The sequence below is a fragment of the Pyxidicoccus xibeiensis genome (assembly GCF_024198175.1).
Taxonomy (GTDB): domain Bacteria; phylum Myxococcota; class Myxococcia; order Myxococcales; family Myxococcaceae; genus Myxococcus; species Myxococcus xibeiensis.
The window spans coordinates 233,394-253,969 of the sequence record NZ_JAJVKV010000012.1 but is presented as its reverse complement, the minus strand read 5'-3'; the positions used below and the strand labels follow the sequence as shown (position 1 = coordinate 253,969).

The window sequence follows — 20,576 nt, the reverse complement described above, 5'->3', positions numbered from 1 at the left end:
ATCACTGCGCCATTAGTAGATAGTAAGTAGATTCTCAGTAAGCATAGGCTCCATATGGAGCAGTAATTCAGTGCGACCAGAGTTCGAACTCCACCCAGGGAGTTGCCCCAGATGACCACCTCATACCGCCTCCAGGCGATGCTCCCAGCGCCCTATGAGACCCAGCTTGAGCAACTCCGAGCCGTGCTCCAGATCGACAACACTGAAGTCATCAAGGAAGCCCTGGGCATCTTCGCCAAGGCCGTGCTCGAAGCCCGCCAGGGGCGACGCATCGCCTTTGTCGACGAGAAGCACCACGTCTTCTCCGAGTACAGCTCGCCCTCTCTCACACGCCTGGAATGGAACGCACGGGATGAGGGCCGCATCGTGCTCCCCGATAGCGACTTCGACCGGGTCGTGGGCGAGCTCGAGAAGCCGGCCACGCCCTCGCCCCGCCTGCGCGCCCTGGCGAAGCGCAAGTCTCGCTGACGTCTTCCGGGGGCACGCAGAAAACAAGGAGTCGTTGTCATGAAGACTCCCGCCACTGCCACCATCGTCTTTCCCGCCCTGACCGCCATCACGAGCGAGGACGCCGCCAGCGGCTTCCGGTGCGAGCAGGAAGCCCTCAACCAATACTTCCAGAAGTACGCCACCCAGCAGGCACGCCGCGAGGAGAGCCGCACCTGGGTGCTCCGCCGCCCTGTCGACAGGCCGGACCTGCCGTCCGTGCTCGGCTTCTACACACTCGCCACTACCCAGGTGGAGCGCAGCACCCTGCCCTCGCCCGTCACGAAGCGGCTGCCAGACTATCCCATCCGCGCAATCCTCATCGGACGCCTTGCACGTGACGAGCGCTGCAAGGGCATGGGCATCGGCGAGCACCTCCTTGACGATGCCCACCGCAGGGCCCTGCGCATCAACGCGGACATTGGCGGACTCCTGGTCATTGTCGATGCCAAGAACGAGCACGCCGCTGCCTTCTATGAAGACAAGGGCTACGCGCCACTCATCCGGTCAGAGACGAACGCCAACAAGTGGCCCCAACGCTTCTACGTGACGATGGCCACCCTACGGGCTTCCTACGCGGGCACCTCGCCGTAGCAGGCCATGTCCAGGCTTCTCCGCAGGTTGACCGGAGAGCAGGCGACCAGCCCGACGTGACACCTCCTCCCTGGCACCCGCCCGGCTGCGCCCCCAACCTGGGTACGAGTCAGGCGTGCGAGGGAGGGGGACGGGATGTGGCATCGGTGGCTGCCCGCCGGAGCTGTGGCGCTGTGTCTGGTTTCCTGCACGAGCGAGCCGCCAGCGGGGCAGGAGCCCGACCCGCGGGGCCCACCCGTGGGGGTGCCCGACGAGGGCCCCGGGCCCACGCCCGACCCGGGCCCGACTCCGACTCCCAATCCAGGCCCGCCACCCCATCCGGGCCCAGGGCCCCAACCGCAGCCCGAGCCGCCCCCCGTCCTCACCACCTGCGCGCCCGAGCCCGCGGGTGACTCCGCTCCGCTGCCGGACGCCGAGCGCCAGGCCCGCCGCGCCTATGCCTGTACCGGCATTGCGCTGGAGGGCACGGTCCTCTCCACCTCGGGCGCCCCCGTCTCCAGCGCCACCGTGAAGCTGGGAGACACCACCGTGCGCACCGGCGCGAACGGACGCTTCCGCTTCCCCGTGCTCGCGCGGCACAACGCACTCCTCCAGGTGGAGGCGGAGGGCTTCCGTCCGTCCGTGGTCGCCGTGGAGCTGCGCCGCGGGCTGTCCGAGACACACGTGACGCTGCCCTCGCTGCGGCTGACACCGAAGGACGGCGGCGTGCGGATGCTCTTCAGCGGAGACGTGTCCCTGGGCCGCCGCTTCCTGGACCCGTCGGAGCAGACGCCCCGCAACCAGCTGCCGAAGGACCACCCGGACGCCCTCATCCAAGCGTCCGACCCGCTGCCCGGCACGAAGGAGGTCTTCACCCACGTGCGGCCTTTCTTCCAGGCGGCGGAGTTCCGCGCCCTGAACCTGGAGACACCTGTCACGGACAGGCCGGGCACGCCGCACGGCTCGAAGGACTTCGCCTTCTTCACCCTCCCCGGCTCACTGCCGGCGCTGCGCTGGCTGGGCGCCGACTACGTCAGCATGGGCAACAACCACGTCTACGACTACCTGGCCTCGGGGCTGGAGGACACGCTCCGCCACGTCACCGCGGCGGGGCTGTCGTACAGCGGCGCGGGGCGCACGCCGGAAGAGGCCTTCCGCCCGTGGCGAACGAGCCTGGCCGGAGCGGACTACAGCTTCGTGTCCATGTGCTCCATCGCCGGCAGTGAGCACGAGCACGACTACGTGGCCGGCCCCACCCAGGGCGGCGCCGCGGACCTGCGGGACACCGGCCGTGTGGCCTCGGCGCTCAACGGGGAGCGCGACGCGGGGCGCGTCCCCATTGCCCTGCTGCACACGGGCGTCGAGTACAGCGAGCGGCCCGCGAGCTTCACGGCCTGGCAGCTGCGCAACGTCGTGGACCAGGGCGCGAAGCTCGTCATCGCCCACCACCCGCACACGCCCCAGGGCTTCCTCCGCTACAAGGGCGTGCTGGTGGCGCAGTCCCTGGGCAACTTCGCGTTCGACCAGGACCGGCTGGAGACCATGGTGGGCCTGCTCGCCGAAGTCGAGATGAACGGCGCCACCGTGTCGCGCGCCAGGGCCCTGCCCGTCTACCTCGAGGACTACCGCCCCCGCCCCGTCACCGGCGAGCTGGCGGAAGGCACGCTGCGCAACCTCTCCGAGCTGTCCCGCGAGGGCGGCGTGACGCTCGTCCCGCACCTCGCGTCCGGGGAGCTGCTGTCGGAGGGCGACGAGGCGGCCGTGTCCGAGCGCACGGTGGAGGTCCCCGTGACGGTGGACGCGAGCGGCGCGGCGACGGTGGACCTGCGCGCCTTGCGCCGCGAGGGCGAGTCCCTGGCGGCGGCGGAGCTGCTGGGCGCGGGCGGCCAGCGCGCCACGGCAAAGCGGCTGCGCGCCGGAAGGGACGTGCTGCTGCACGGCGACTTCGAGGACCACGACGTGGACCCCGACGCCAACGAGGCCGTGCGCTGGGAGCTGGAGGGCGGCGCCGGCTTCGTGTGCCAGGACACGCCGCACCGGGGCGCCGCGGCGCTCTGCCAGTCGCGAGGCGCGGGGGACCGCGGGGAGGCGGTGGTGGACCTGCACAACCGGCTCCGCCTGCCCGGCTTCGCCGAGGGCAGGCCCCGCAAGGAGCTGACACTGGTGGGCTGGCTGAAGGGCAAGGGCGCCGGCGCCTTCCGCGTGGTCGTCCAGTACCAACCCATCCAGTACTCCCACAGCTTCGGCGAGCAGGAGGCCCTGCGTCATCCCGGCGGCACGTTCGACTGGACGCAGGTGTCCACGGACCTGCGCTTCCCCCAGGAGCCGGCACGGCCGGACCTCTACAACGCGCCGTGGGCACTCCAGCTGTCGCTGCGCAGCGCCCCACCCGCCAGGGGGGACGGCCTGTCCGCACTGGACGACTTCGCGGTGGTGGCCTGGGAGCGCGACGGCCAGGGCGCCACCCTGCGGCTGGACACTCCGCATGCCCGTGACTTCGTCCGGGTGGAGGCGGCCTCGGGTGGCTACACCCTGCGAGTCACGTTCCGTGAGCATCGGGTGCCCTGAGACACTCTCCGGGATTCCGCTTCCCATTCCCGTCATTCCCACGAGAATGGCGGCGTGAGCCCCGCTTCGCATCCCGTCCTCGTGGTGGACGACGACCCGGACATCCGGGAGGCCGTCCAGGACATCCTGTCCTTCGAGGGCTACACGGTGGTGCAGGCCGACAACGGCCGGGAGGCGCTGGAGCTGCTGAGCCAGCAGCCTCCGCTGCGGCCGTGCATCATCCTTCTGGATTTGATGATGCCCGTCATGGACGGCGAGGAGCTGGTGGGGCACCTGCGCAAGCAGCCCGAGCTGGCGGCGCTGCCGGTCATCCTCGTCACCGCCAGCGGGCGCGCCCTCTTCGAGGGCGTGCGGACCATCATCAAGAAGCCCTTCGAGATGGACGAGCTGCTGGCGGCCGTCGCGGCACACTGCCGTCCCTGAGCGTGTCGATGACCAGCTCGCGGAAGCAGCGGGAGCCGGGGTCGGCGTGGGTGCGCTCGTGCCAGATGAGCGCCATGACCATGGGGCCCGGATTGGGAGTCAGCTCCAGCCGCTTCAGCGGCAGCATGGCGCACAGGGCGTCCGCCGTCCGTCCGGGCATCCCGGCCACATAGTCCGTCCGGCTGGCGGCGGTGCCAGCGGCGACGAAGTGCGAGACGACGAGCGCGACGTGCCGCTCGAGCCCGTGCTCCTTCATGAACTGCTCGAAGATGCGATGCCCCACGCCCGGGCGTCCCTGCGCGACGTTCATGTCCACGTGCTGGGCGGCGGCGAAGGACTCCTTTGTCAGCGTCGTCCCGCGGATGCGGGGGTGGTCCTTCCGGACGACGAAGGCCAGCGCGTCCAGGTAGAGCGGCTCGAAGTGGAAGCCCTCGCGCGCGGCCACCTGCTGGGGCGCCAGCGCCACGTCCACGTCGCCCGTCACGAGCCCATCGTTGGCGACGACATAGTCGATGCTCACCACGCGCAGCCGGGCCCGGGGCATGCGCCGGGAGAAGGCCTCGACGATGAGCGGCAGGTCGCAGATGTCCTGGTTGTCGCCGCACGACAGCGTGAACTGCCGGGTGCTCTCCTCGGGGTCGAAGCGCTGGCCCTCCACCGCGGCCTGGAGCTGCATCACCGCGGAGGTGATGAGCGGGCGCAGCGCCTCGCACCGGGGCGTGGGCACCAGGCCCCGTCCGCTGCGCACCAGGAGCGGGTCTCCCAGCACGTCCCGCAGCCGCGCCAGCGCGTTGCTCACGGCGGACTGGGTGACATGGAGCTGCCGGGCCGCCCCCGTGGCGCTGCCCGTCTCCAGCACCGCGTGGAGGACGAGGAAGAGGTTGAGGTCCACGGCGGAAAGATTCATGGAGGTGATTCCATAGCTCAGGAGCCATCATGCGAGCCATGAGCCTGCCCTCCCCGCGCCCGTTGTCCGCCGACGAAGCCGCCGCCCTCAATGCCCGCATCCCGGCCGAGTTCGAGGACTACCTCGGGCCGCGTTCCGCCGGTGACTCCGTCGTCCCGGGCCCCCTCCACCTGCCCGCCTTCGAGCAGGACGACTCGTGCATCATCCTCGGCGACCTCCATGTCGACGGCCTCCTCGTCAACCCGGAGCACACGAGCCTCGTCGTCACCGGCTCCCTGCGCGCGGGCACGCTGCTCACGCTGGGGAAGGTCCTCGTGCTCGGGGACGCGGTGGTGGCGGGTGATGTGTATGGCAATTCCTTCAACAACCAGGTGTGTGGTGTGAGGGGGAGCCTCACCGCGCGGTGCGTGCTGGAGAAGGGACACTCCTTCCAGGTGCTGGGGGGCCTGACGGCAGAGGCGGCTGTCTCGCTGAGCAACGTCATCTCCGCGCAGGGGCCGCTGACGGCACGGCTGGCCGCGCTGGGCGGCATGAATGACGAGGAGCGCCGCCGGGTCTTCGACGCCTCCCTGTTCGACGACGCCGGAAGCCTCTCGGAGCCGCGCATCGTCGCGCGCCTTCGCGCGGGCCTGCCGCTGTTGCGCGCGGCGTGAGCCGCCCACCCCTCGTCCCGGTCCATCGCCTGGAAGGCGGGTGGAACTGACGCGTGGCGGACGTCCGGAGCGTCGGGATTCAGACGCACGGGCCCGGCCGTGAGCGGCGCGTGGGTGGGCGTACTACGACCGGTATGTGTTGCGGCCTCCCTTCCCTCCGCTGCCCGAAGAGGACCTTCACACCTTCGCGCAGCGGCTGCGCGTGGTGGCGGACGCGGCGCCGGTGATGCTGGCGTACGTGGACTCGGGGGAGCGCTACCTCTACGCCAACACGGCCTACGCGGCGTGGTTCAGCCACCCGCGCGACGCGCTGCTCGGCCGCTCCGTCCGCGAAGTCGTCGGAGACGCGGCCTACGAGCTGCTGCGGCCCGCGGTGCACGTGGCGCTGGCCGGCCAGCGCGTCCACTTCGAGCGGCCGGTGCCCTACAGCGGCGGCACCCGCTGCATCAACGCCACGTATGTGCCGCACCTGCGCCCGGACGGCGGCGTGGCCGGCTACGTCAGCACGGTGCTGGACGTCACCGAGCGCTACCAGGCGGAGGAGGCACGCGAGCGGACCTCCCGCTTCCGGGAGCACTTTCTCGGGGTGGTGAGCCATGACCTGCGCAACCCGCTGAGCGCCATCCTCGCGGGGGCCAACGCGCTGCTGCACGCGGGCACGCTGGACGAGCGCCAGGGCCGCATGGTGGCGCGCATCGCCCGGAGTGCGGCGGGCATGGAGCGGATGATTGGGGACCTGCTGGACTTCACGCGGGTGCGGCTGGGAGACGGCTTCCTGCTGGAGCCGGTGCCCACACGGCTGGAGGCGCTCTGCCAGGAGGTGGTGGAGGAGCTGGAGGTGGCCTGGCCCGCACGCGAGCTGCGCAGCCAGCTGGCGCCGCTGCCTCCGGGGCGGTGGGACCGGCATCGGCTGACGCAGGTGGTGTCCAACCTGGTGGGCAACGCGCTCCAGCACAGCCCCGAGGGCACGCCGGTGACGGTGACGCTGCGCGCGGAGGGCACCACCGCCGTGCTGGAGGTCCACAACGAGGGCACGGCGATTCCGCCGGAGCTGCGCGCGCACCTCTTCGAGCCCTTCCGCCAGGGCACGCAGCGGTCGGGGCGGCGCGGGCTGGGGCTGGGGCTCTACATCGCGCACGAAATCGTGCGGGCACATGGCGGAGGGCTCGCGGTGAGCTCCTCGGAGGAGACGGGGACGACCTTCACGGTGCGCCTGCCGCCGCACCCGCCCTGACGGAGCGGCGCCTCAGGAGCGGCGCGCGCCGGTGAGCATGGCGGTGACCCGCGGGTCCAGGCGGAAGGACTCGAAGAAGCGCTCGGCGTCCTGGGGCGGCTTGCCCTCGGGGTGGAGGAGCAGCTGCTGGTAGAGGCGCGGGCCCACGAGGAAGAAGCGGCCGCGCAGGTGGCGGGGGCCGGAGACGCCCTCGACCTCCCAGCCGGGGAAGCCCTCGAGCATGAGGGGGCGCGAGGAGAGGCCGGTGGCGCCCAGTGCCTCCAGGGCGCCGTGGCTGGCGCGGGCGACGACATCGCGCGGGTCGGCCTGGGACACCGCGGCGGCGGGGAAGTCCGTGTAGGAGACGTAGTAGGCGGTGTCGGCCTCGGGACGGACGGCGATGAAGGTGTGGAGTGTCACCTCGCCGACCTCGGTGGCCTGGGAGCGGCGCTCCTCGCTGACAGGACCGGGGATGGCGACGGAGAAGCCGCCTTCCGTGGACTGGACGACAGAGGCCGCGGCCTGGGAGGGCGCGGGAGCGGGGGTGGTGGGCGGCACCTGCTGGCGGGAGGCACACGCCCCCAGGGACAGGAGGGCTGCGAGCGGCGCGACTCGGCGCAGGGTCTTCATGTTCCGGCGAACTCCCATGGTGTGGCCCGGAAGGTACTTCCGGGCCCGCCTGGACGCATCCTGCCTCTCCGGGCCGACGCGCGGCAGGCAACGCTTGGGCGCCGGGAGGCGGGGGAGCCCATCACGGGCAACCCTCAGTGCAGCGTGCCCGCCGGAGGCATCGGGCTGGACGGCTCCGCCTCCTCGGGGCGCCGCGCCTCCACGGCGGCCAGCGCGAGCACCACGTTGAACACCGAGCCCGCGCCGGGCTTGCTGGCCACCTCGATGCGGCCCCCATGCGCCTCGACGATGCGGCGGGCCACCGACAACCCCAGCCCCACGCCCGGAGCCCGCTGGCGCGCATTGCCGGTGCGCCGGAACGGCACGAAGAGCAGGTGCAGCTCCTCCTCGGAGATGCCGATGCCCTGGTCCGTCACCGACAGGAACGCCTCCCCCTTCTCACGGCGCACGGCCACATCCACACGGCTGCCCGCCGGTGAGTACTTCAGCGCGTTGCTGACCAGGTTGTGCAGCACCTGCTCCAGCCGCGCCGGGTCCGCGCGCACCAGCACGGGCGTCTCCGGCAGGGACAGCTGCAGCACATGCCCGCTGTCGCCAGAGCGGTACAGTTCCACCACCTCGCGGGCCAGGTCGCACGCATCGCGCACCTCCAGCTGGAGCTCCAGCTTGCCCGCCTCGATGCGTGTGGAATCCAGCAGGTCCCCCACCATCCGGTCCAGCCGCTCCACCTGCCGCCCCACCAGCGCCAGCGTCCGCTCCATGCGTTCCGGCGTGAGCGACGCACGGCTCCGGTCCGACAGCGCGGTGGACAGCTTCAGCGCGGACAGCGGGTTGCGCAGCTCGTGCGCCACACCGGCCAGGAAGGAGAGCTGTTGCTCCTGCTGGTGCGCCAGGCTGTTGGCCATCTCGTTGAAGGTGCGCGCCATGTCGCGCAGCTCCGCGGGCCCGGCCTCGGGCGCGCGGGTGCGCTTGCGCCCGGAGCCGAACCGGCGCATCGCCTGGCTGATGTCCCGCAGCGGCTGGAGCGCGATGCGCCGCAGCAGCAGGGTGACGGCCACCACGCCCAGCAGCACCAGCGCGCCCAGCACCAGGCCCACGGTGTCGGCCACGCCGTTCCACCGCTCGGCCGCCTCCCGCGCGACGCGGGCCTCGCTCACGTTGATTTCGATGACCTGCTCCAGCCCGTTCAGCGCGGCCTCGAGCGGAGGCCCGACGTTGGCCGCCCGGCCCCGCGACGGGCCCTGCTGCACGGCGAAGTAGTCCGAGACGTGCTCCATCACCTCGCCCAGCAGGACCCGCTCGTGCTCCGTCGCGGCGATGCGCCGCAGCTCCTCGAGCTGGGGCCCCACGGAGGCTTCGAGCTCCCCACGCGTGGCACGGCCCGTGCCCATGGGCACCGAGGTCAGCCCTTCCCTGACCAGCCGGGCATGGGCGAGCAGGCCGACCTCGACCTCCTCGGCGAGCCGGACGCCTTCCACGGAGCTGGCCAGCGTGTCGGCCGAGCGCTTCATCACGCTCGTCAGCGCGACGAGCGAGGTGGCGGCCGCCAGCGTGAGGAACGCCAGCACACCCATGGTGGCCGCGAGCCAGGAGCGCAGGCTCATGCGGCCTCCCCATGAGGCATCCGACAGGTGTCGCCACTGAACGGAACTCTCACGCGCGGTCCTCCCGGAACCCGGGGCGATACGGGACTGCGCCCCCTTCCTGACTGGAGGAACAAGCCCGCCACGCGGGGGATTCGCGGACTGGACAGCGAGCAGGCCCGACGTGAGGTTCTGCGCACGCCGCCAGCCCCTCCCGCGTCCGACCGTGCTAGGGAGGGCAGACGTGGCAGGCAAGCGCCCTGGGCCACGTGCGAGGTCTCCATGGACATGCTCCCCCAGCAACAACGCACCCTCAAATTCGATGGCTTCTGGCGCTGGCTCCAGGAACACACCCACTGCGTCCTGCGGTGTGGCTCTGTCGACGCGATGCTCTACGACCACGACGACTTCCACTGGGCGCTGCTGGAAGAGGAGCGCCAGCACATCGTCCAGGTGCTCAAGGGCAAGATGCTGGTGGGCGAGCTGGTGATGGCCGGCCGCGAGGTGACGGAGGTCAACGTCGTCCCCGACCCGGACACCGCTGCCCAGGGGCACTACCTGGTGGAGCTGATGGGCGGGCCGAAGGAAGACCCGCAGGTGCTCTACCACTTCGTCATGGCGCACGGCATCGACCCGGCGCCGGGACACAAGGACCTCAAGCACTGAGCGGGAGGCGCTCGATGAGCGCCACCGCGTCCCGGGTGCCGGAGGAGCCGGAGGGCCCGGCCCCACGCGCAGGACGGGAGCGCGCGAGCACCTCGGCCCGCGCCTCCAGCGCCTCCACACTGCCGGCGAGCTCGTCCGGCCGAAGCCGCAGGGCCTGCCGGTCGTAGAGCCGCGAGCGCGCCAGGGCGACGAAGGGTGTCCCCGTCGCACGCGCCTCCTGGACGGTGTTGTACCCGCCCGCGCCCACCAGCACGTCCACCCCCGGGAGCACGGCCAGCGCGGGCCACACCCTCACGCCGAGCGCCCCCAGCGAACCCGAGCCCCCTGGAGGCACCAGCCACCGCACGCGGGCCGCGTCTCCCAGCCTCGCCTGGAGGCGTGAAGCAATGGCCCCCGCCTCGTCCACCTCCGCGGGCGTGCCACACCCCATCACCGCCACCACCGGCCGCGCGTCCGCCTCCGCGACGCCCAGCCGCATGCGGGCCTCCTCACGAGGCAGCAACTCCCCGGCCTCCAACAGCAGCCAGGGCGCGGTCCGCACCGCGCGCGGATGGCTCGCGAAGGGCGCGTCCTCCCCCGGCACCAGCAGCAGGTCGAAGGCCTCCACCGCGTGAGCGAGGCCGAACCGCTCCACGTACGTGGGATTCAGGTCCCGGTGGACGAGCACCTTCCGCGCGCGAAGCCCGGGCAGCAGCGGCGCCAGCTCTCCGCCCAGCCCTCGCGGGAACGTGTCCACGACGAGCACGTCCGGGCGCGCATCCTGGAGCCACCGCGCCACGGCCGCACTCACAGCGCGCTTGTCCAGCGCCGCGCCCAGCCGCTCCACCCAGACGCCGGGTCCCAGCACGTCCTCCAGCGGGAGGCCCGGGGCGAACGGGCTGTTGGTGAGCACCGTGACGGCATGGCCCTGGCGCGCGGCCATGCGGGCGAGCGCACCGGCACGGGTGAGGTGCCCCATCCCACCGCCGAGCGCGTAGACGAGCCAGCGAAGCCCGGTCATCAGCTCCCGCCCAGGTCCTCCTCGAAGGAGGCGTCATCCTCGTGGCGGAGGCTCTCGCCGTCTGCCTCGGTGAAGTCGTTCGGGTCGTGGCCCTTGTCCCCACCCAGCGAGGAGCCGGGGCCGTAGTAGCCGTAGTCCTCGTAGTAGTAGCTCGGGTCGTCCTCGTCCTCCCGGGCCGACGTCTGCGTCTCGTCCTCGGAGTCGTCGTCCGAGTCCTCGCGGGCGCACGTGGAGCAGACGAGCTCCGCGTCCACGGTGCTGAGGTGCCTGCCACAGACGAGCTTCCCGCAGCGCATGCAGCTCGCGGAGGCGGGCCGGCCGCACGGGTGCGGGAAGAGGAAGCCGCCCTCGTCCTGGCAGAAGCCGGTGGGAGTCCGTTCGGGTCTCATGGCGTAGGCGGGCTGGGAGGGGACTGGAGCTGGAAGAGCAGCGCCACGCGCAGCGGCAGGGCCAGCTTCTCGAAGGCGAGGGTGGCGGCGGCATCGGCGCGCACCAGCGACTTCGTGGCGAGCAGCGTGCGGCCTCCCGCGTCGCGCAGGGACACCTTGCCCTCGCGCACCTTCACGCGGGCCACCTCGGCGCCGGAGGCATCCTGGATGGTGGCGCCCTCGTCGTCCGGCGACACCGTGTAGAGGAGCGCGCCCTTCGCGTCATTGAGGCGCCAGCCCGGGCCCTGGCGCGCGAAGGTGAAGAGAATCTGGCGCTGCTCGGCGTCCCGCACGGTGAGCGCCCCGCCCGCGGAGAGGACGACGTAGCCGAGCACGGCATCGTCCGGGCCGGAGACCTTGAGCGATGACCCCTTCCACTTGTAGCGCGCCAGCTCGCGGTCCTCGCCGTCCACCAGCTTTGCGCCGTCGTCCTTCGGCTCGAGGGAGAAGCGCACGCGGTCGTCCGCGTCCTTGAACTTCAGCTTGCCGGGGACTTCGACCTCGGCGCTCGCGGTGGCGGTGGCCGGCTTCGCGCGGGAGGCCTCGGAGCCTTCCTGGCGCGAGCACCCGGCGGCGCCCGTGAGCACCACGAGGGAGAGGAGGAGCAGACGGGCCATCATGAAGTCGCCCTCGCCGCTTCCCGCTTGCGCAGGGCGGTAGAGTAGTTGAGCACCTGGTAGAGACTGAGCAGCATCATCACGACGGTGCGCGGTGCGTCCAGCGACGCGTTCCGCATGCGCGGCTTCGCCTCCCAGCCGTCCTCCATACGGCTGCGCAGGGACAGGCGGTCGTCCGTCACCTCCAGCCGCGCGAGCGCCACGCCCGGAGGCAGCTTCACCACCTTCCGCGCGTCCTGACCGAGCCGGGCGAGCCCCGGGTGGCGCTCCGGCTTCACCCGCAGCTGCACGTCGATGAGCGCCGTGCCCTTGTTCTTGCGCTTTATCTTGAGCCGGCCCCGCGGGTTGCGCCGCTCACGGACCCGGTGCTGCGCCCGCTGCTCCATGCCCAGCCGCAGGTGCGTGCCATCGCGCAGCCGGGCCTGGAAGGACAGCCATCGGTTGACGAAGTGCTCTGTCTTCCAAGCGCCTGACGTGCCCCGGGCCGTCCGGTTCCGGGCGTCCATCGTGAGATGGAGGTCCAGCTCCAGCGTCACGGGCTCGTCCGGGCCGATGTCCTCGCTCAGCCGCTGGAGCACGCGCAGGGCCAGCGCGTAGCGCCGCTCCTCCAGGTCCACCATCTTGAGCCGCAGCACCCGGAAGAGGCTGAGGAACAGGCCGAAGATGAGCACCCCACCCAGGGTCAGCCCCGTCCCAGCCACGATGCCGGGCTTCGACACGTAGAGCACGAGCGAGACGACCAGGAGACCGGGGCCGGCGAACGCAAGAGTGAAGGAACGGTCCTTCCACGCCGCCCGTGCCTTCTTCGCCTCCGTGTCGAGGTGACGAAGCCTGTCGAGGTCGGCCATCACCTCGGCCACGGGCGCAGTGCTGCGGTAGAAGCGCTCGGAGCGGACGCGGTCGAAGTCGAAAGCCACGGCGGGAAGCTCCCCCTCGGAGCGACAGAACGAGGGCGAGCGTAAGGGCCGCGCGCCATGGGGGTCAAACCCCTGCGTTTGCAGGCTCCGACCGAGGCGCGGTAGCAAGACAGACGTGTCCTCCCCCACCCCGTCCGGCACCGGCATCGTCTACGCATCGTTCGACCGCTTCCCCGCGCCCAAGGGGGCGGCGGTACACATCCGGGCCTTCGTGGAGGCGCTGGGCACGGCGTTCGGCGGAGTGGACCTGCTCGCCCTGCGCGACGGCAGCACCGCGAGCACCGGCCCCCACGGACTCGCGGAAGGGGTGACGTACCACCCGATGGAGGCGCGGGGACGGGACCTGGTGGAACAGGCGCTGTCCTTCCGCTCGCACCTGGCAGCGTGGTGGCGGGGAAGGCCGAGGGCGGCGGTGGTGCACGTGCGCTCCATCTTCGAGGGCTACCCGATGGCCCGGAGGAAGGAGGCGCTGACGGACGCGCTGGTGTTCGAGGTGAACGGGCTGCCGTCCATCGAGCTGAAGTACCACCACCCGGACGTGGCGGACGACGCGGAGCTGCTGCGCAAGCTGGTAGCCCAGGAGGACCTGTGCATTGCGCGCGCGGACCTGCTGGTGACGCCGAGCGAGGTGACGGCGGAGTACCTCGTGAAGCGAGGAGCGGACGCGGGGCGCGTGCGGGTGATTCCGAACGGCGTGGACCTGGAGGTGTTCCGCTACGCGCCGCCGCGAGCCCCTGAGCCAGGGCGGCCGGTACGGCTGCTGTACAGCGGGACGATGACGTCCTGGCAGGGTGTGCACCACGCCATCGAGGCGTGCCGGCTGCTGCGGCGTGAGCTGCCCACGGTGCTGACGCTGGTGGGACCGCTGCGCAGGAATGGCCGGAGGGCCCTGCTGGACCGCTGCGGAGACCTGCTGCTGGAGGGCGCGGTGGAGCTGCGCGAGCCCCTGCCGCAAGCGGAGCTGGCGAAGCTGCACCATGACTGTGACGTGGTGCTGGTGCCGCTGCCGGTGAACGACCGCAACTGCGTGCAGGGCTGCTGCCCGCTGAAGCTGCTGGAGGCGATGGCGACTGGCACTCCGGTGGTGGCGAGCAACCTCCCCGTGGTGCGCACCCTCGCGGGGCCGGACGAGGTGATGCTGATACGGCCGGGCTCGGCGAAGGCGATTGTCGAGGCGGTGAAGGCCCTGCGAGCCGACGCGACGCTGGGCCCCGCGCTGAGTGCCCGGGCCCGGGCCCGGGTGGAGCGGGACTTTCCGTGGGGCCGTGCGCAGGCGTCCCTGGTGGGCGCCTACGAGGAGAGCTTCGGGATGGCGCGAGCCAGCACCCGTCGGAGCACCTCGGCCTCCGCCTCGCCCTGAAACCGCTCCTCGATGCGCTGGCGCGCGGCGGTGCCGAGCGCGGCGCGGTGCTCGGGAGGAAGCGACAGCACATCCAGACACGCCTGCCCCAGATGATTCAGCAGGGCCTTGGGCACGATGAAGCCATTGCGCCCGTGGTCGACGGCCTCGGGAATCCCTCCCGCATCACTGGCGACGACAGGACGGGCGCACGCCATGGCCTCCAGCAAGGCATTGGGCATGCCCTCCCACAGCGACGGCTGGAGATAGACATCACAGACACGCAGGTGCGCGGCGATGGCCTCGGGCGTGTCGAGCGGCCCGGAGATGAGGATGCGCGCGGCGTCCTCCGGGTGCTCCGCGCGGAAGGCGACGAGGTGCTCGGCGTCGCGCGGCCTCACCTCTCCGATGACGAGCAGGCACGCGGGACGTGACTGCCGTACTTCCGTGAGCGCGGAGAGCAGGAACGGCAGCCCCTTCTTGTGGCGCAGCTCGCCGGAGAAGCCGAGCACCACCTCCCCGTCCGCGATGCCCAGCCGCGCACGCAGCGCCGGGTCCGCGGGGCCGGGAGAGAAGACGCCGGTGTCCACCGCGTTGGGGATGACCTCCACGCCCGGGTCCATCCCGAGCAGCACCGCCATCTTCCGACCCAGGTCCGCCGACGCGGCGGTGAGCACGTCCGCGCGCTGGAGCGTCCACAGCAGCCGGGCGAAGTCGCCGGGAGGGAACATGAGCTGATCCACGTCATTGCCGCGAGCACTGACGGTGGAGGCGATGCCGGCGGACTCGGCGAACACCACGGCGAGGAATCCGGGCGGGGACAGGTAGTGACCCCACACCAGGTCGTACTTCCGCTTCGCATGCAGGTACCCGAGCACGTCCAGAGTGTGCTGCATGGACAGGTCCGTGCTGCCGAACAGGCCCAGGCGGTGCAGCTTGACGCCCCGGGCGAAGGGCGTCACCTCGCCCGCGTCCGACACCGTCTGCAGGGCCCCCGGGGCCGACCTCCGGGTCCACGCGACCACGTCCACCTGGGCCCCCAGCTTCACCAGCGAACCCGCCGTCCTCGCACCGCTGCGCGCGAGCCCTCCTATGTCCGGAGGGAAGCGCTCGGCGAGGAGGAGGACACGCGGGTGGGTGGCCATGGGCGCCGGAAACCTACACCGGGTGGGGTTGCATCCGTGGAATGTCGTGAATAAGCGGCGCGCGCCTTCGTCCAGGCAGACGGCGGAGCCACCGCAGCACCCCCAAGGCCGGATCTCCCCTGGCTCCCCAAGGCAACTCTCATGCACGCAAGGCGCTGGTGGGCACTCACGCTCGCGGGAACCCTCGTAGGCTGTGTGATCGAGCCTCACCCCGACGGCGAGCCGGACTGGGACAACGAGCCTCCCTCCTATCCCGATGAGCCCGGGCCGGGCTCCGGCACCCCGGACTTCCGGCTGGAGTCCGTGACGGGACCCTCGGAGCTGGGCTCGGGCTCGCGGAAGGTGCAGGCCCGCGTCTGCAACACGGGCACCGGCGACGGCCTGGCGGACGTCTCCTTCTACCTGTCCACCGACCGCGTCCTCGATGGAACGGACCGGCTGCTGACGACGAGCACGCGGACCACGCTGGAGGCGGGCGACTGCGCCGACGTGAGCGCCACGGTCTCCGCGCCGGCCATGCCCGAGGGCAGCTACGCGCTGGCCGCAGAGGTGGACCCGAGCAACCGGGTGCGGGAGGGCAACGAGAACAACAACGTCAACGCGGGTGCCTTCCTCCGCGTGGACCGGACCGCGCCCCAGACGCCGGCGCCCTCGTGGACCACGCAAGGGACGAGCCGGAACCTCTCCCTGGAGACGGAAGCCGGCGCCACGGTGCGCGTCTACAGCGGCCCGGGCTGTACCGGCCGCGAGGTGGCGCAGCAGCAGGTGGACCATGGCGCGTACTGCGAGGTCCCCATCAGCGTGCCCACGAGCACCTCGAGCGACACATACTCCGTCCGCGTCTATGACACCGCGGGCAACGGCTCCAGCTGCAGCCCGACGATGGACTACCCGTATGGCGGCGGCTCGGGCGGCGGCGAGCTGATGACGCCCGTGCTGCTGGCCACCCGGCCCGGCTCGCCGGGCAAGAGCCTGACGCCCATCTTCGACGGCCGCGCCGACCCGCGCGTCACCGTGGAAATCTTCGAGAACGCGACGTGCCAGGGCGAGCCCGTCAAGGTGCTCACCACCGACAGCACGGGCACCTTCTCGTATCAGGCGAGCGTGGCGAAGGACGCGAAGAAGACGGTGTCCGCGTGGGCGAAGACGACGGACACGAGCGGCTACTACGGCGAGACGACGTCCGACTGCTCCAACCCGCTGGACTACCAGAACGACAGCACCCCGCCGCCCGCGCCAGTCATCACCGACGTGAAGTGGCAGTACACCAGCACCGGCCGCCTGGTGACGGTGACGGGCACCGCGGAGCCGGGCGTCGAGGTGGGCATCTTCATCGACGTCGCCTGCACGGGCTTCCCGGCGAAGACGGTGTTCGCGGACGCGGAGGGCCGCTTCAGCGCGACCATGCCGTTCAGCGCGGGTGACAGCCACCGCATCTTCGTGGCGGTGCGCGACGTGCTGGGCAACGAGTCCACCTGCACCGAGGGCCCCGCGTACGAGATTCGCTGCCCGGCGGGCACGGCGGACTGTGACGGCAACTCCAGCAACGGCTGCGAGGTGAACCTGACCAACGACGAGGAGAACTGCGGCGCCTGCGGCAACACCTGCCAAAGCGGCCCGTACGCCCAGGGCGTGTGCACGGCGGCGACGTGCGGCAACAGCTGCGAGCCGGGCTGGTACGACTGCGATGGGAACCAGGCCAACGGCTGCGAGTCCAACTATGCGTGCTCGTCCACCACGTGCACCATCGACCGGCCGAGCGAGCTGATGGTGACGGCGCTGTCGGTGGTGGAGGACCCGGTGCGCACGGCGCCCGGCGGTGCGTGGCACTTCGGCACGCTGATGAAGGCGATGGCCGGCGGCCAGGACCCGTCGCCGATGGTGCGTGCGTGGCTGAAGACGTGGACGGCGAAGCAGGTGGTGAACGGGCTGCAGCTGCCGGCGCGGCAGGAGATGCAGACGCAGGTGCTGGGGCCCTGGGAGACGCGCAGTGGTGGAGCGTCCAGGCCGCTGGACTTCAGCAAGGCGCCGTTCCGGCTGCTGGCCATCGTCAACCGCATCGACCTGCGTCAGCCGGGCGCCCACGCCGGAGAGGGCCGCTTCGTCTTCGGCGTGCTGGATGCGAGCGGGGCGCCGCTCGAGTTCACCCTCATCCTGGAGTACGCGCTGCCCGGCGGCACGGCGGCGGACATCCAGCGCTGGGCGGACGACTGGCACGAGCTGGGCAGGCTGAAGGTGGGGCACCGGGACTACAACGCGAAGCTGCAGGCGCTGACGGACCGGTTCGCGAAGGCGGGAGTGATGACGGGCCGCCACCAGGGCAGCGCGCTGAACCAGATTCGCACCAACGAAATCGCGCTGGCCGAGCCGTGGGAGATGCGTGAGTTCAACCTCACGGCGCAGGGGCTGGTGCCGGCCACGGTGAAGCTGACGCCGGCGATGCACCACGAGAACACGGCGGCGCTGGCCAGCTACATCCAGCAGAACTCTGCGGCCATCGTCGAGGAGCGGCACACGGTGCCGGACAGCATGGGCGGGACGCCGTTCCTGGGGGCCATGGCGCGCACGCCGCTGGACTTCTTCTGGCGGGCGCCGGGCGTGTCGACGCAGGCGCGGCACAAGTTCTCCATCAACACGTGCAGCGGGTGCCATGCCGGTGAGACGCAGACGGAGTTCGTCCACGTCGCGCCGCGCGCGGCGGGCCGGGTGGCGGCGCTGTCGCCGTACCTCAAGGGCACCACGGTGACGGACCCGGTGACGCGGTCGACGCGGGTGCTCGACGACCTGGGCCGCCGGGCTGAGGACATGAAGGCGCTGGTCTGCCCCTCCACCGCGCAGCTCAAGTCGGGACAGCTGGCCCCGTCCAACCTGCCGCCCGCCCGCGTGCACTGAGCGAAGCGGAACCGAGCAGGACCGGAGCCCGGAGTGCCGAGGATGGCGCTCCGGGCTTCGTCGTTTCCCCGCGTCAGCAGCGCGCCCGGGCCGCAAGCTGGCCAAGCATCCGCACCGCTCCGTTCGCGAGCTAGCGGGAGGAGTCCGTTCCCCTGGATTCCGTGCGCCAACGGTCGAGCAGGCGCTGGCGCTGAGCAGGCGAGACCTCCGGACCGTAGGTCCTGTCGAGCAACCGAAGCTTCCATTCGACCGAGCCCGGCACCAGCCCTTCCTCCCGCATTGATGCGGCGATGAGAGCGCGAGAGGCGGAAAACATGTCCGCCCCCATCTTGAGGCGCTCTTCCCCGGAGCGCCGGAGCAGCAGCGTCCGGACGAGCGCTTCGGCACGCGGGAGGGTGTCATTCATCGCTTCACCTTCCCCAGCAGGGACTCCACTCCGAGTTCCCGAGCCCAGTGCTCCATGTAGGCCCTGTCCAGGACGGTCACTGCATCCAGGATGTTGCGCACGAGGTAGTCGTCCACGCCCCCAGGGTAACCCGTTCACCCGCCCCTCACCGCCCGAATCCACCCAGCGCCGTGCGGCTGAAGCTCGCGGCGCCCTGACTCACCCGCACCGCGCTCTGGCTGAACACCTGGAACGCAGCGCGAATCTCCTGCGCGCTCTGCCCCGGCGTGAGAATCCACTTGTCCTCGATGCCCATCTCCCGGAACACGCGGCGGAAGTCGGTGCTCCCGTCATCAATCCCCATCGCCGCGACGATGTGGTTCTCCGCCCGTTGCAGGTCCTTCACCAGCGCCGCCACGTCCCTCGCCCTCGCCTTCTGCGAGTGCATGTCCGCGCCATCCGTAATCAGCAGCGTCACCGTGCGCACCGGCACGCCGTTGCTGCTGAACTCCTGCGCCTTCGCCAGCACCGTGCCCAGCAGCACCACCGTCTGGTCATACAGCGGCGTGCCCTGGTCCGCCCGGTAGTTCCCCGAGTGCATCCGCACCACGTCCTCCAGCGGCCGGAACGGGTTGAGCACATTCCCGTTCAGGTAACGCGTGTGGAACAGCACCCCGTCCTGCTGCTTGCTCGCCATCAGCGCGTCGAGCACCAGGTTGTGCCCCTCGCACACCGTCTTTTCGTGCCCAGCGCTGGAGATGCTCCCCGAGTCATCCGGCATCACCGTCACCAGCACCACCTCGCTGGCCTGCACGTCCTCCACTCGCACGCCGAGCCCTGCCTGGATCTGCGCCCCCAGGTCCACCACCGTCAGCGCCTGCAACCCCGCCGGGCTCAGCGTGCCCTCCGCATGTGCATCCTCGAAGAGCTTCTGGATGCCACCACCGTTCCCACCATTCGCCTTGCTGCTCATGTCCCTTGCTCCTTCCCTCGTCCCGAGGGCATGGCTCCGCCGTTCCCGCCCCCGCGAGGGAGCAGGTCCTGACTCCGATTGCCCGCAGTCACCTCACGCGATGCGCAGGTCCGGCCAGCTCGCCAGCGGGTCCGTGGACCGCACCAGGTGCATGCCCGCGTCCGCGAAGCGCTTCAGCGCCGCATCCGCCTGCGGGGTGAAGTCCGCCGCGAAGCCGCCCTTCCCGTCCGGCACCGTCACCGCGGACATGCAGTCCGTGAGCAGGTACACCTTGCGAGCCAGCGCCGCGTCCTGCGCGACAATCTCTCCCAGCAGGTCGTCGATGGAGCTCTTCACGCAGTGGCTCGCCGCCTGGCCGGCAATCACCACCGCGTCCGCCGTCAGCAGCGTCTTCAGGAACTGCGTGTTCCGCTGCGCCAGCGGCTGCCCGTCATGCCGCGACAGCACCTCCGGCCGCATCACCGAGTAGTTCTCCGTCAGCGGGTTGCCGCCCTTCACCTCCGCCCACGACTGCATGCCGCGGGTGAACGAGTGGAACAGCCGCGCCTCCTGCACCACGCCCGCCAGCGCGTGCCCGTCGCTGCCGAGCAGGCAGTGCGGCGGCCACAGGTACAGCGTGTACTTCCCCGCCCGCTCCAGCTCCTCGCAGTAATACTTCACCTGCTTCAGGAGCCACGGGTAGTTGCCCCCGCACAGCCACTTCGCCATCGCGGGGTTCGGCCGCGCCTGCCCGCGCTCAATCTGCTCGCGCGTCACCTCGCGGTACGGCGTCAGCGGCTTGTCGTCCTGGTCCACCCAGAAGGACGGGAAGAAGATCTGATGCGAGAAGTGCGTGTCGAGCGTCGCGGTGACGTTCGTCAGCGCGCCGAGGTTGCGGTAGATGAACTCGGCGATGCGGCGGCTGTCGTCCACGGCCCCGCGCCCGCTGCGGCCCGCCACGTAGAGCGAGCCCTCGGGGAAGCAGAAGTCCTTCTGCACGTCGATGAGCAGCAGGTGCAGGTTGAACTTGTCCGTGGCCGCCACGGAGATGTCATTGGCCGCCCGCCAGGACACCGCCGCGTCCTGCAGCTTCCCCGCATTCGCACCGTAGCCGTACTCCCCTGCATTGGCGGCCCGGTAGAACCCCGGAAGCGGCAGCTCCTTCACTTGCGTCTTCATCGTCCTGCCCCCTGTGTGGC

General features: G+C 71.1%; 20 protein-coding genes. 9 read left to right on the top strand and 11 right to left on the bottom strand.

Annotated features, from left to right (window positions below):
* Positions 1–111 precede the first annotated feature (111 nt).
* The 4 genes from LXT23_RS37885 (at position 112) to LXT23_RS37870 (ending at position 4,050) form a co-directional block, all read left to right on the top strand.
* Positions 112–468 (top strand): DUF1778 domain-containing protein, encoded by a 357-nt coding sequence (locus LXT23_RS37885; RefSeq protein ID WP_253985300.1) that lies wholly within the window; start codon positions 112–114, stop codon positions 466–468.
* A gap of 39 nt (positions 469–507) precedes the next feature.
* Positions 508–1,080 carry a GNAT family N-acetyltransferase gene (locus LXT23_RS37880; protein WP_253985299.1) on the top strand — a complete coding sequence of 191 codons (573 nt, stop codon included), beginning with the start codon at positions 508–510 and terminating at the stop codon, positions 1,078–1,080.
* A 237-nt stretch (positions 1,081–1,317) separates the two neighbouring features.
* A complete protein-coding gene (locus LXT23_RS37875) occupies positions 1,318–3,627 on the top strand; it encodes a CapA family protein (protein WP_253985298.1) in 2,310 nt (769 codons plus the stop codon).
* A gap of 54 nt (positions 3,628–3,681) precedes the next feature.
* Positions 3,682–4,050 carry a response regulator gene (locus tag LXT23_RS37870; RefSeq protein WP_253985297.1) on the top strand — a complete coding sequence of 123 codons (369 nt, stop codon included), beginning with the start codon at positions 3,682–3,684 and terminating at the stop codon, positions 4,048–4,050.
* Here LXT23_RS37870 and LXT23_RS37865 read toward each other — a convergent pair.
* The gene (locus LXT23_RS37865) at positions 3,989–4,957 is read right to left on the bottom strand and encodes a LysR family transcriptional regulator (protein WP_253985296.1); all 969 of its coding nucleotides are present in this window, start codon (positions 4,955–4,957) and stop codon (positions 3,989–3,991) included. The genes LXT23_RS37870 and LXT23_RS37865 overlap by 62 nt on opposite strands.
* Before the next feature lie 29 nt (positions 4,958–4,986).
* On the opposite strand from LXT23_RS37865, the gene LXT23_RS37860 reads away from it, so the two are divergent.
* Positions 4,987–5,610: a hypothetical protein gene (locus tag LXT23_RS37860; protein WP_253985295.1), complete on the top strand. Its 624-nt coding sequence runs from the start codon at positions 4,987–4,989 to the stop codon at positions 5,608–5,610.
* A 139-nt stretch (positions 5,611–5,749) separates the two neighbouring features.
* The gene (locus tag LXT23_RS37855; RefSeq protein ID WP_253985294.1) at positions 5,750–6,844 is read left to right on the top strand and encodes a sensor histidine kinase; all 1,095 of its coding nucleotides are present in this window, start codon (positions 5,750–5,752) and stop codon (positions 6,842–6,844) included.
* A 12-nt stretch (positions 6,845–6,856) separates the two neighbouring features.
* Here the strand turns inward: LXT23_RS37855 and LXT23_RS37850 are convergent, their stop codons facing one another.
* Entirely contained in the window at positions 6,857–7,453 is a 597-nt protein-coding gene (locus LXT23_RS37850) for a hypothetical protein (RefSeq protein ID WP_253985293.1), read from the bottom strand.
* A gap of 134 nt (positions 7,454–7,587) precedes the next feature.
* Complete coding sequence (locus LXT23_RS37845; RefSeq protein WP_253985292.1) at positions 7,588–9,057, bottom strand: sensor histidine kinase; 1,470 nt, start codon at positions 9,055–9,057, stop codon at positions 7,588–7,590.
* A gap of 261 nt (positions 9,058–9,318) precedes the next feature.
* Between LXT23_RS37845 and LXT23_RS37840 the strand changes: the two genes are divergently transcribed.
* Positions 9,319–9,702, top strand: a complete 384-nt coding sequence (locus tag LXT23_RS37840; RefSeq protein WP_253985291.1) for a serine/threonine protein kinase — start codon at positions 9,319–9,321, stop codon at positions 9,700–9,702.
* Here LXT23_RS37840 and LXT23_RS37835 read toward each other — a convergent pair.
* From LXT23_RS37835 to LXT23_RS37820, 4 genes are read right to left on the bottom strand one after another with little or no spacing between them, the layout of a single operon-like run.
* On the bottom strand, positions 9,692–10,702 hold the full coding sequence (locus LXT23_RS37835) for a hypothetical protein (protein ID WP_253985290.1): 1,011 nt from the start codon (positions 10,700–10,702) through the stop codon (positions 9,692–9,694). The two genes, LXT23_RS37840 and LXT23_RS37835, sit on opposite strands and share 11 nt — an antisense overlap.
* Positions 10,702–11,091: a hypothetical protein gene (locus tag LXT23_RS37830; protein WP_253985289.1), complete on the bottom strand. Its 390-nt coding sequence runs from the start codon at positions 11,089–11,091 to the stop codon at positions 10,702–10,704. The genes LXT23_RS37835 and LXT23_RS37830 overlap by 1 nt, the downstream gene beginning before the upstream one ends.
* Entirely contained in the window at positions 11,088–11,750 is a 663-nt protein-coding gene (locus LXT23_RS37825; RefSeq protein WP_253985288.1) for a hypothetical protein, read from the bottom strand. The genes LXT23_RS37830 and LXT23_RS37825 overlap by 4 nt, the downstream gene beginning before the upstream one ends.
* Positions 11,747–12,664, bottom strand: a complete 918-nt coding sequence (locus LXT23_RS37820; RefSeq protein WP_253985287.1) for a hypothetical protein — start codon at positions 12,662–12,664, stop codon at positions 11,747–11,749. The genes LXT23_RS37825 and LXT23_RS37820 overlap by 4 nt, the downstream gene beginning before the upstream one ends.
* A 115-nt stretch (positions 12,665–12,779) precedes the next feature.
* On the opposite strand from LXT23_RS37820, the gene LXT23_RS50480 reads away from it, so the two are divergent.
* On the top strand, positions 12,780–14,024 hold the full coding sequence (locus LXT23_RS50480) for a glycosyltransferase family 4 protein (RefSeq protein ID WP_253985286.1): 1,245 nt from the start codon (positions 12,780–12,782) through the stop codon (positions 14,022–14,024).
* Here LXT23_RS50480 and LXT23_RS37810 read toward each other — a convergent pair.
* Positions 13,955–15,148: a glycosyltransferase gene (locus tag LXT23_RS37810; protein ID WP_253985285.1), complete on the bottom strand. Its 1,194-nt coding sequence runs from the start codon at positions 15,146–15,148 to the stop codon at positions 13,955–13,957. The genes LXT23_RS50480 and LXT23_RS37810 overlap by 70 nt on opposite strands.
* 195 nt (positions 15,149–15,343) lie before the next feature.
* Here LXT23_RS37810 and LXT23_RS37805 point away from each other — a divergent pair, with 195 nt between their 5' ends.
* A complete protein-coding gene (locus LXT23_RS37805; protein WP_253985284.1) occupies positions 15,344–18,040 on the top strand; it encodes a CARDB domain-containing protein in 2,697 nt (898 codons plus the stop codon).
* A gap of 130 nt (positions 18,041–18,170) precedes the next feature.
* Here the strand turns inward: LXT23_RS37805 and LXT23_RS37800 are convergent, their stop codons facing one another.
* From LXT23_RS37800 to LXT23_RS37790, 3 genes are all read right to left on the bottom strand, one after another.
* Complete coding sequence (locus LXT23_RS37800) at positions 18,171–18,446, bottom strand: hypothetical protein (protein WP_253985283.1); 276 nt, start codon at positions 18,444–18,446, stop codon at positions 18,171–18,173.
* A 145-nt stretch (positions 18,447–18,591) separates the two neighbouring features.
* A complete protein-coding gene (locus tag LXT23_RS37795) occupies positions 18,592–19,398 on the bottom strand; it encodes a hypothetical protein (RefSeq protein WP_253985282.1) in 807 nt (268 codons plus the stop codon).
* 93 nt (positions 19,399–19,491) lie between these two features.
* Positions 19,492–20,556, bottom strand: a complete 1,065-nt coding sequence (locus LXT23_RS37790) for a cysteine hydrolase family protein (RefSeq protein WP_253985281.1) — start codon at positions 20,554–20,556, stop codon at positions 19,492–19,494.
* Positions 20,557–20,576: the final 20 nt, after the last annotated feature.

Coding starts and splice junctions, on each gene's coding strand:
- LXT23_RS37880 (WP_253985299.1), top strand. CDS start 508: ATGAAGACTCCCGCCACTGCCACCATCGTCTTTCCCGCCCTGACCGCC.
- LXT23_RS37790 (WP_253985281.1), bottom strand. CDS start 20,556: ATGAAGACGCAAGTGAAGGAGCTGCCGCTTCCGGGGTTCTACCGGGCC.
- LXT23_RS37800 (WP_253985283.1), bottom strand. CDS start 18,446: ATGAATGACACCCTCCCGCGTGCCGAAGCGCTCGTCCGGACGCTGCTG.
- LXT23_RS37835 (WP_253985290.1), bottom strand. CDS start 10,702: ATGACCGGGCTTCGCTGGCTCGTCTACGCGCTCGGCGGTGGGATGGGG.
- LXT23_RS37830 (WP_253985289.1), bottom strand. CDS start 11,091: ATGAGACCCGAACGGACTCCCACCGGCTTCTGCCAGGACGAGGGCGGC.
- LXT23_RS37845 (WP_253985292.1), bottom strand. CDS start 9,057: ATGAGCCTGCGCTCCTGGCTCGCGGCCACCATGGGTGTGCTGGCGTTC.
- LXT23_RS37810 (WP_253985285.1), bottom strand. CDS start 15,148: ATGGCCACCCACCCGCGTGTCCTCCTCCTCGCCGAGCGCTTCCCTCCG.
- LXT23_RS37865 (WP_253985296.1), bottom strand. CDS start 4,957: ATGAATCTTTCCGCCGTGGACCTCAACCTCTTCCTCGTCCTCCACGCG.
- LXT23_RS37850 (WP_253985293.1), bottom strand. CDS start 7,453: ATGAAGACCCTGCGCCGAGTCGCGCCGCTCGCAGCCCTCCTGTCCCTG.
- LXT23_RS37885 (WP_253985300.1), top strand. CDS start 112: ATGACCACCTCATACCGCCTCCAGGCGATGCTCCCAGCGCCCTATGAG.
- LXT23_RS37795 (WP_253985282.1), bottom strand. CDS start 19,398: ATGAGCAGCAAGGCGAATGGTGGGAACGGTGGTGGCATCCAGAAGCTC.
- LXT23_RS37840 (WP_253985291.1), top strand. CDS start 9,319: ATGGACATGCTCCCCCAGCAACAACGCACCCTCAAATTCGATGGCTTC.
- LXT23_RS37860 (WP_253985295.1), top strand. CDS start 4,987: ATGCGAGCCATGAGCCTGCCCTCCCCGCGCCCGTTGTCCGCCGACGAA.
- LXT23_RS37825 (WP_253985288.1), bottom strand. CDS start 11,750: ATGATGGCCCGTCTGCTCCTCCTCTCCCTCGTGGTGCTCACGGGCGCC.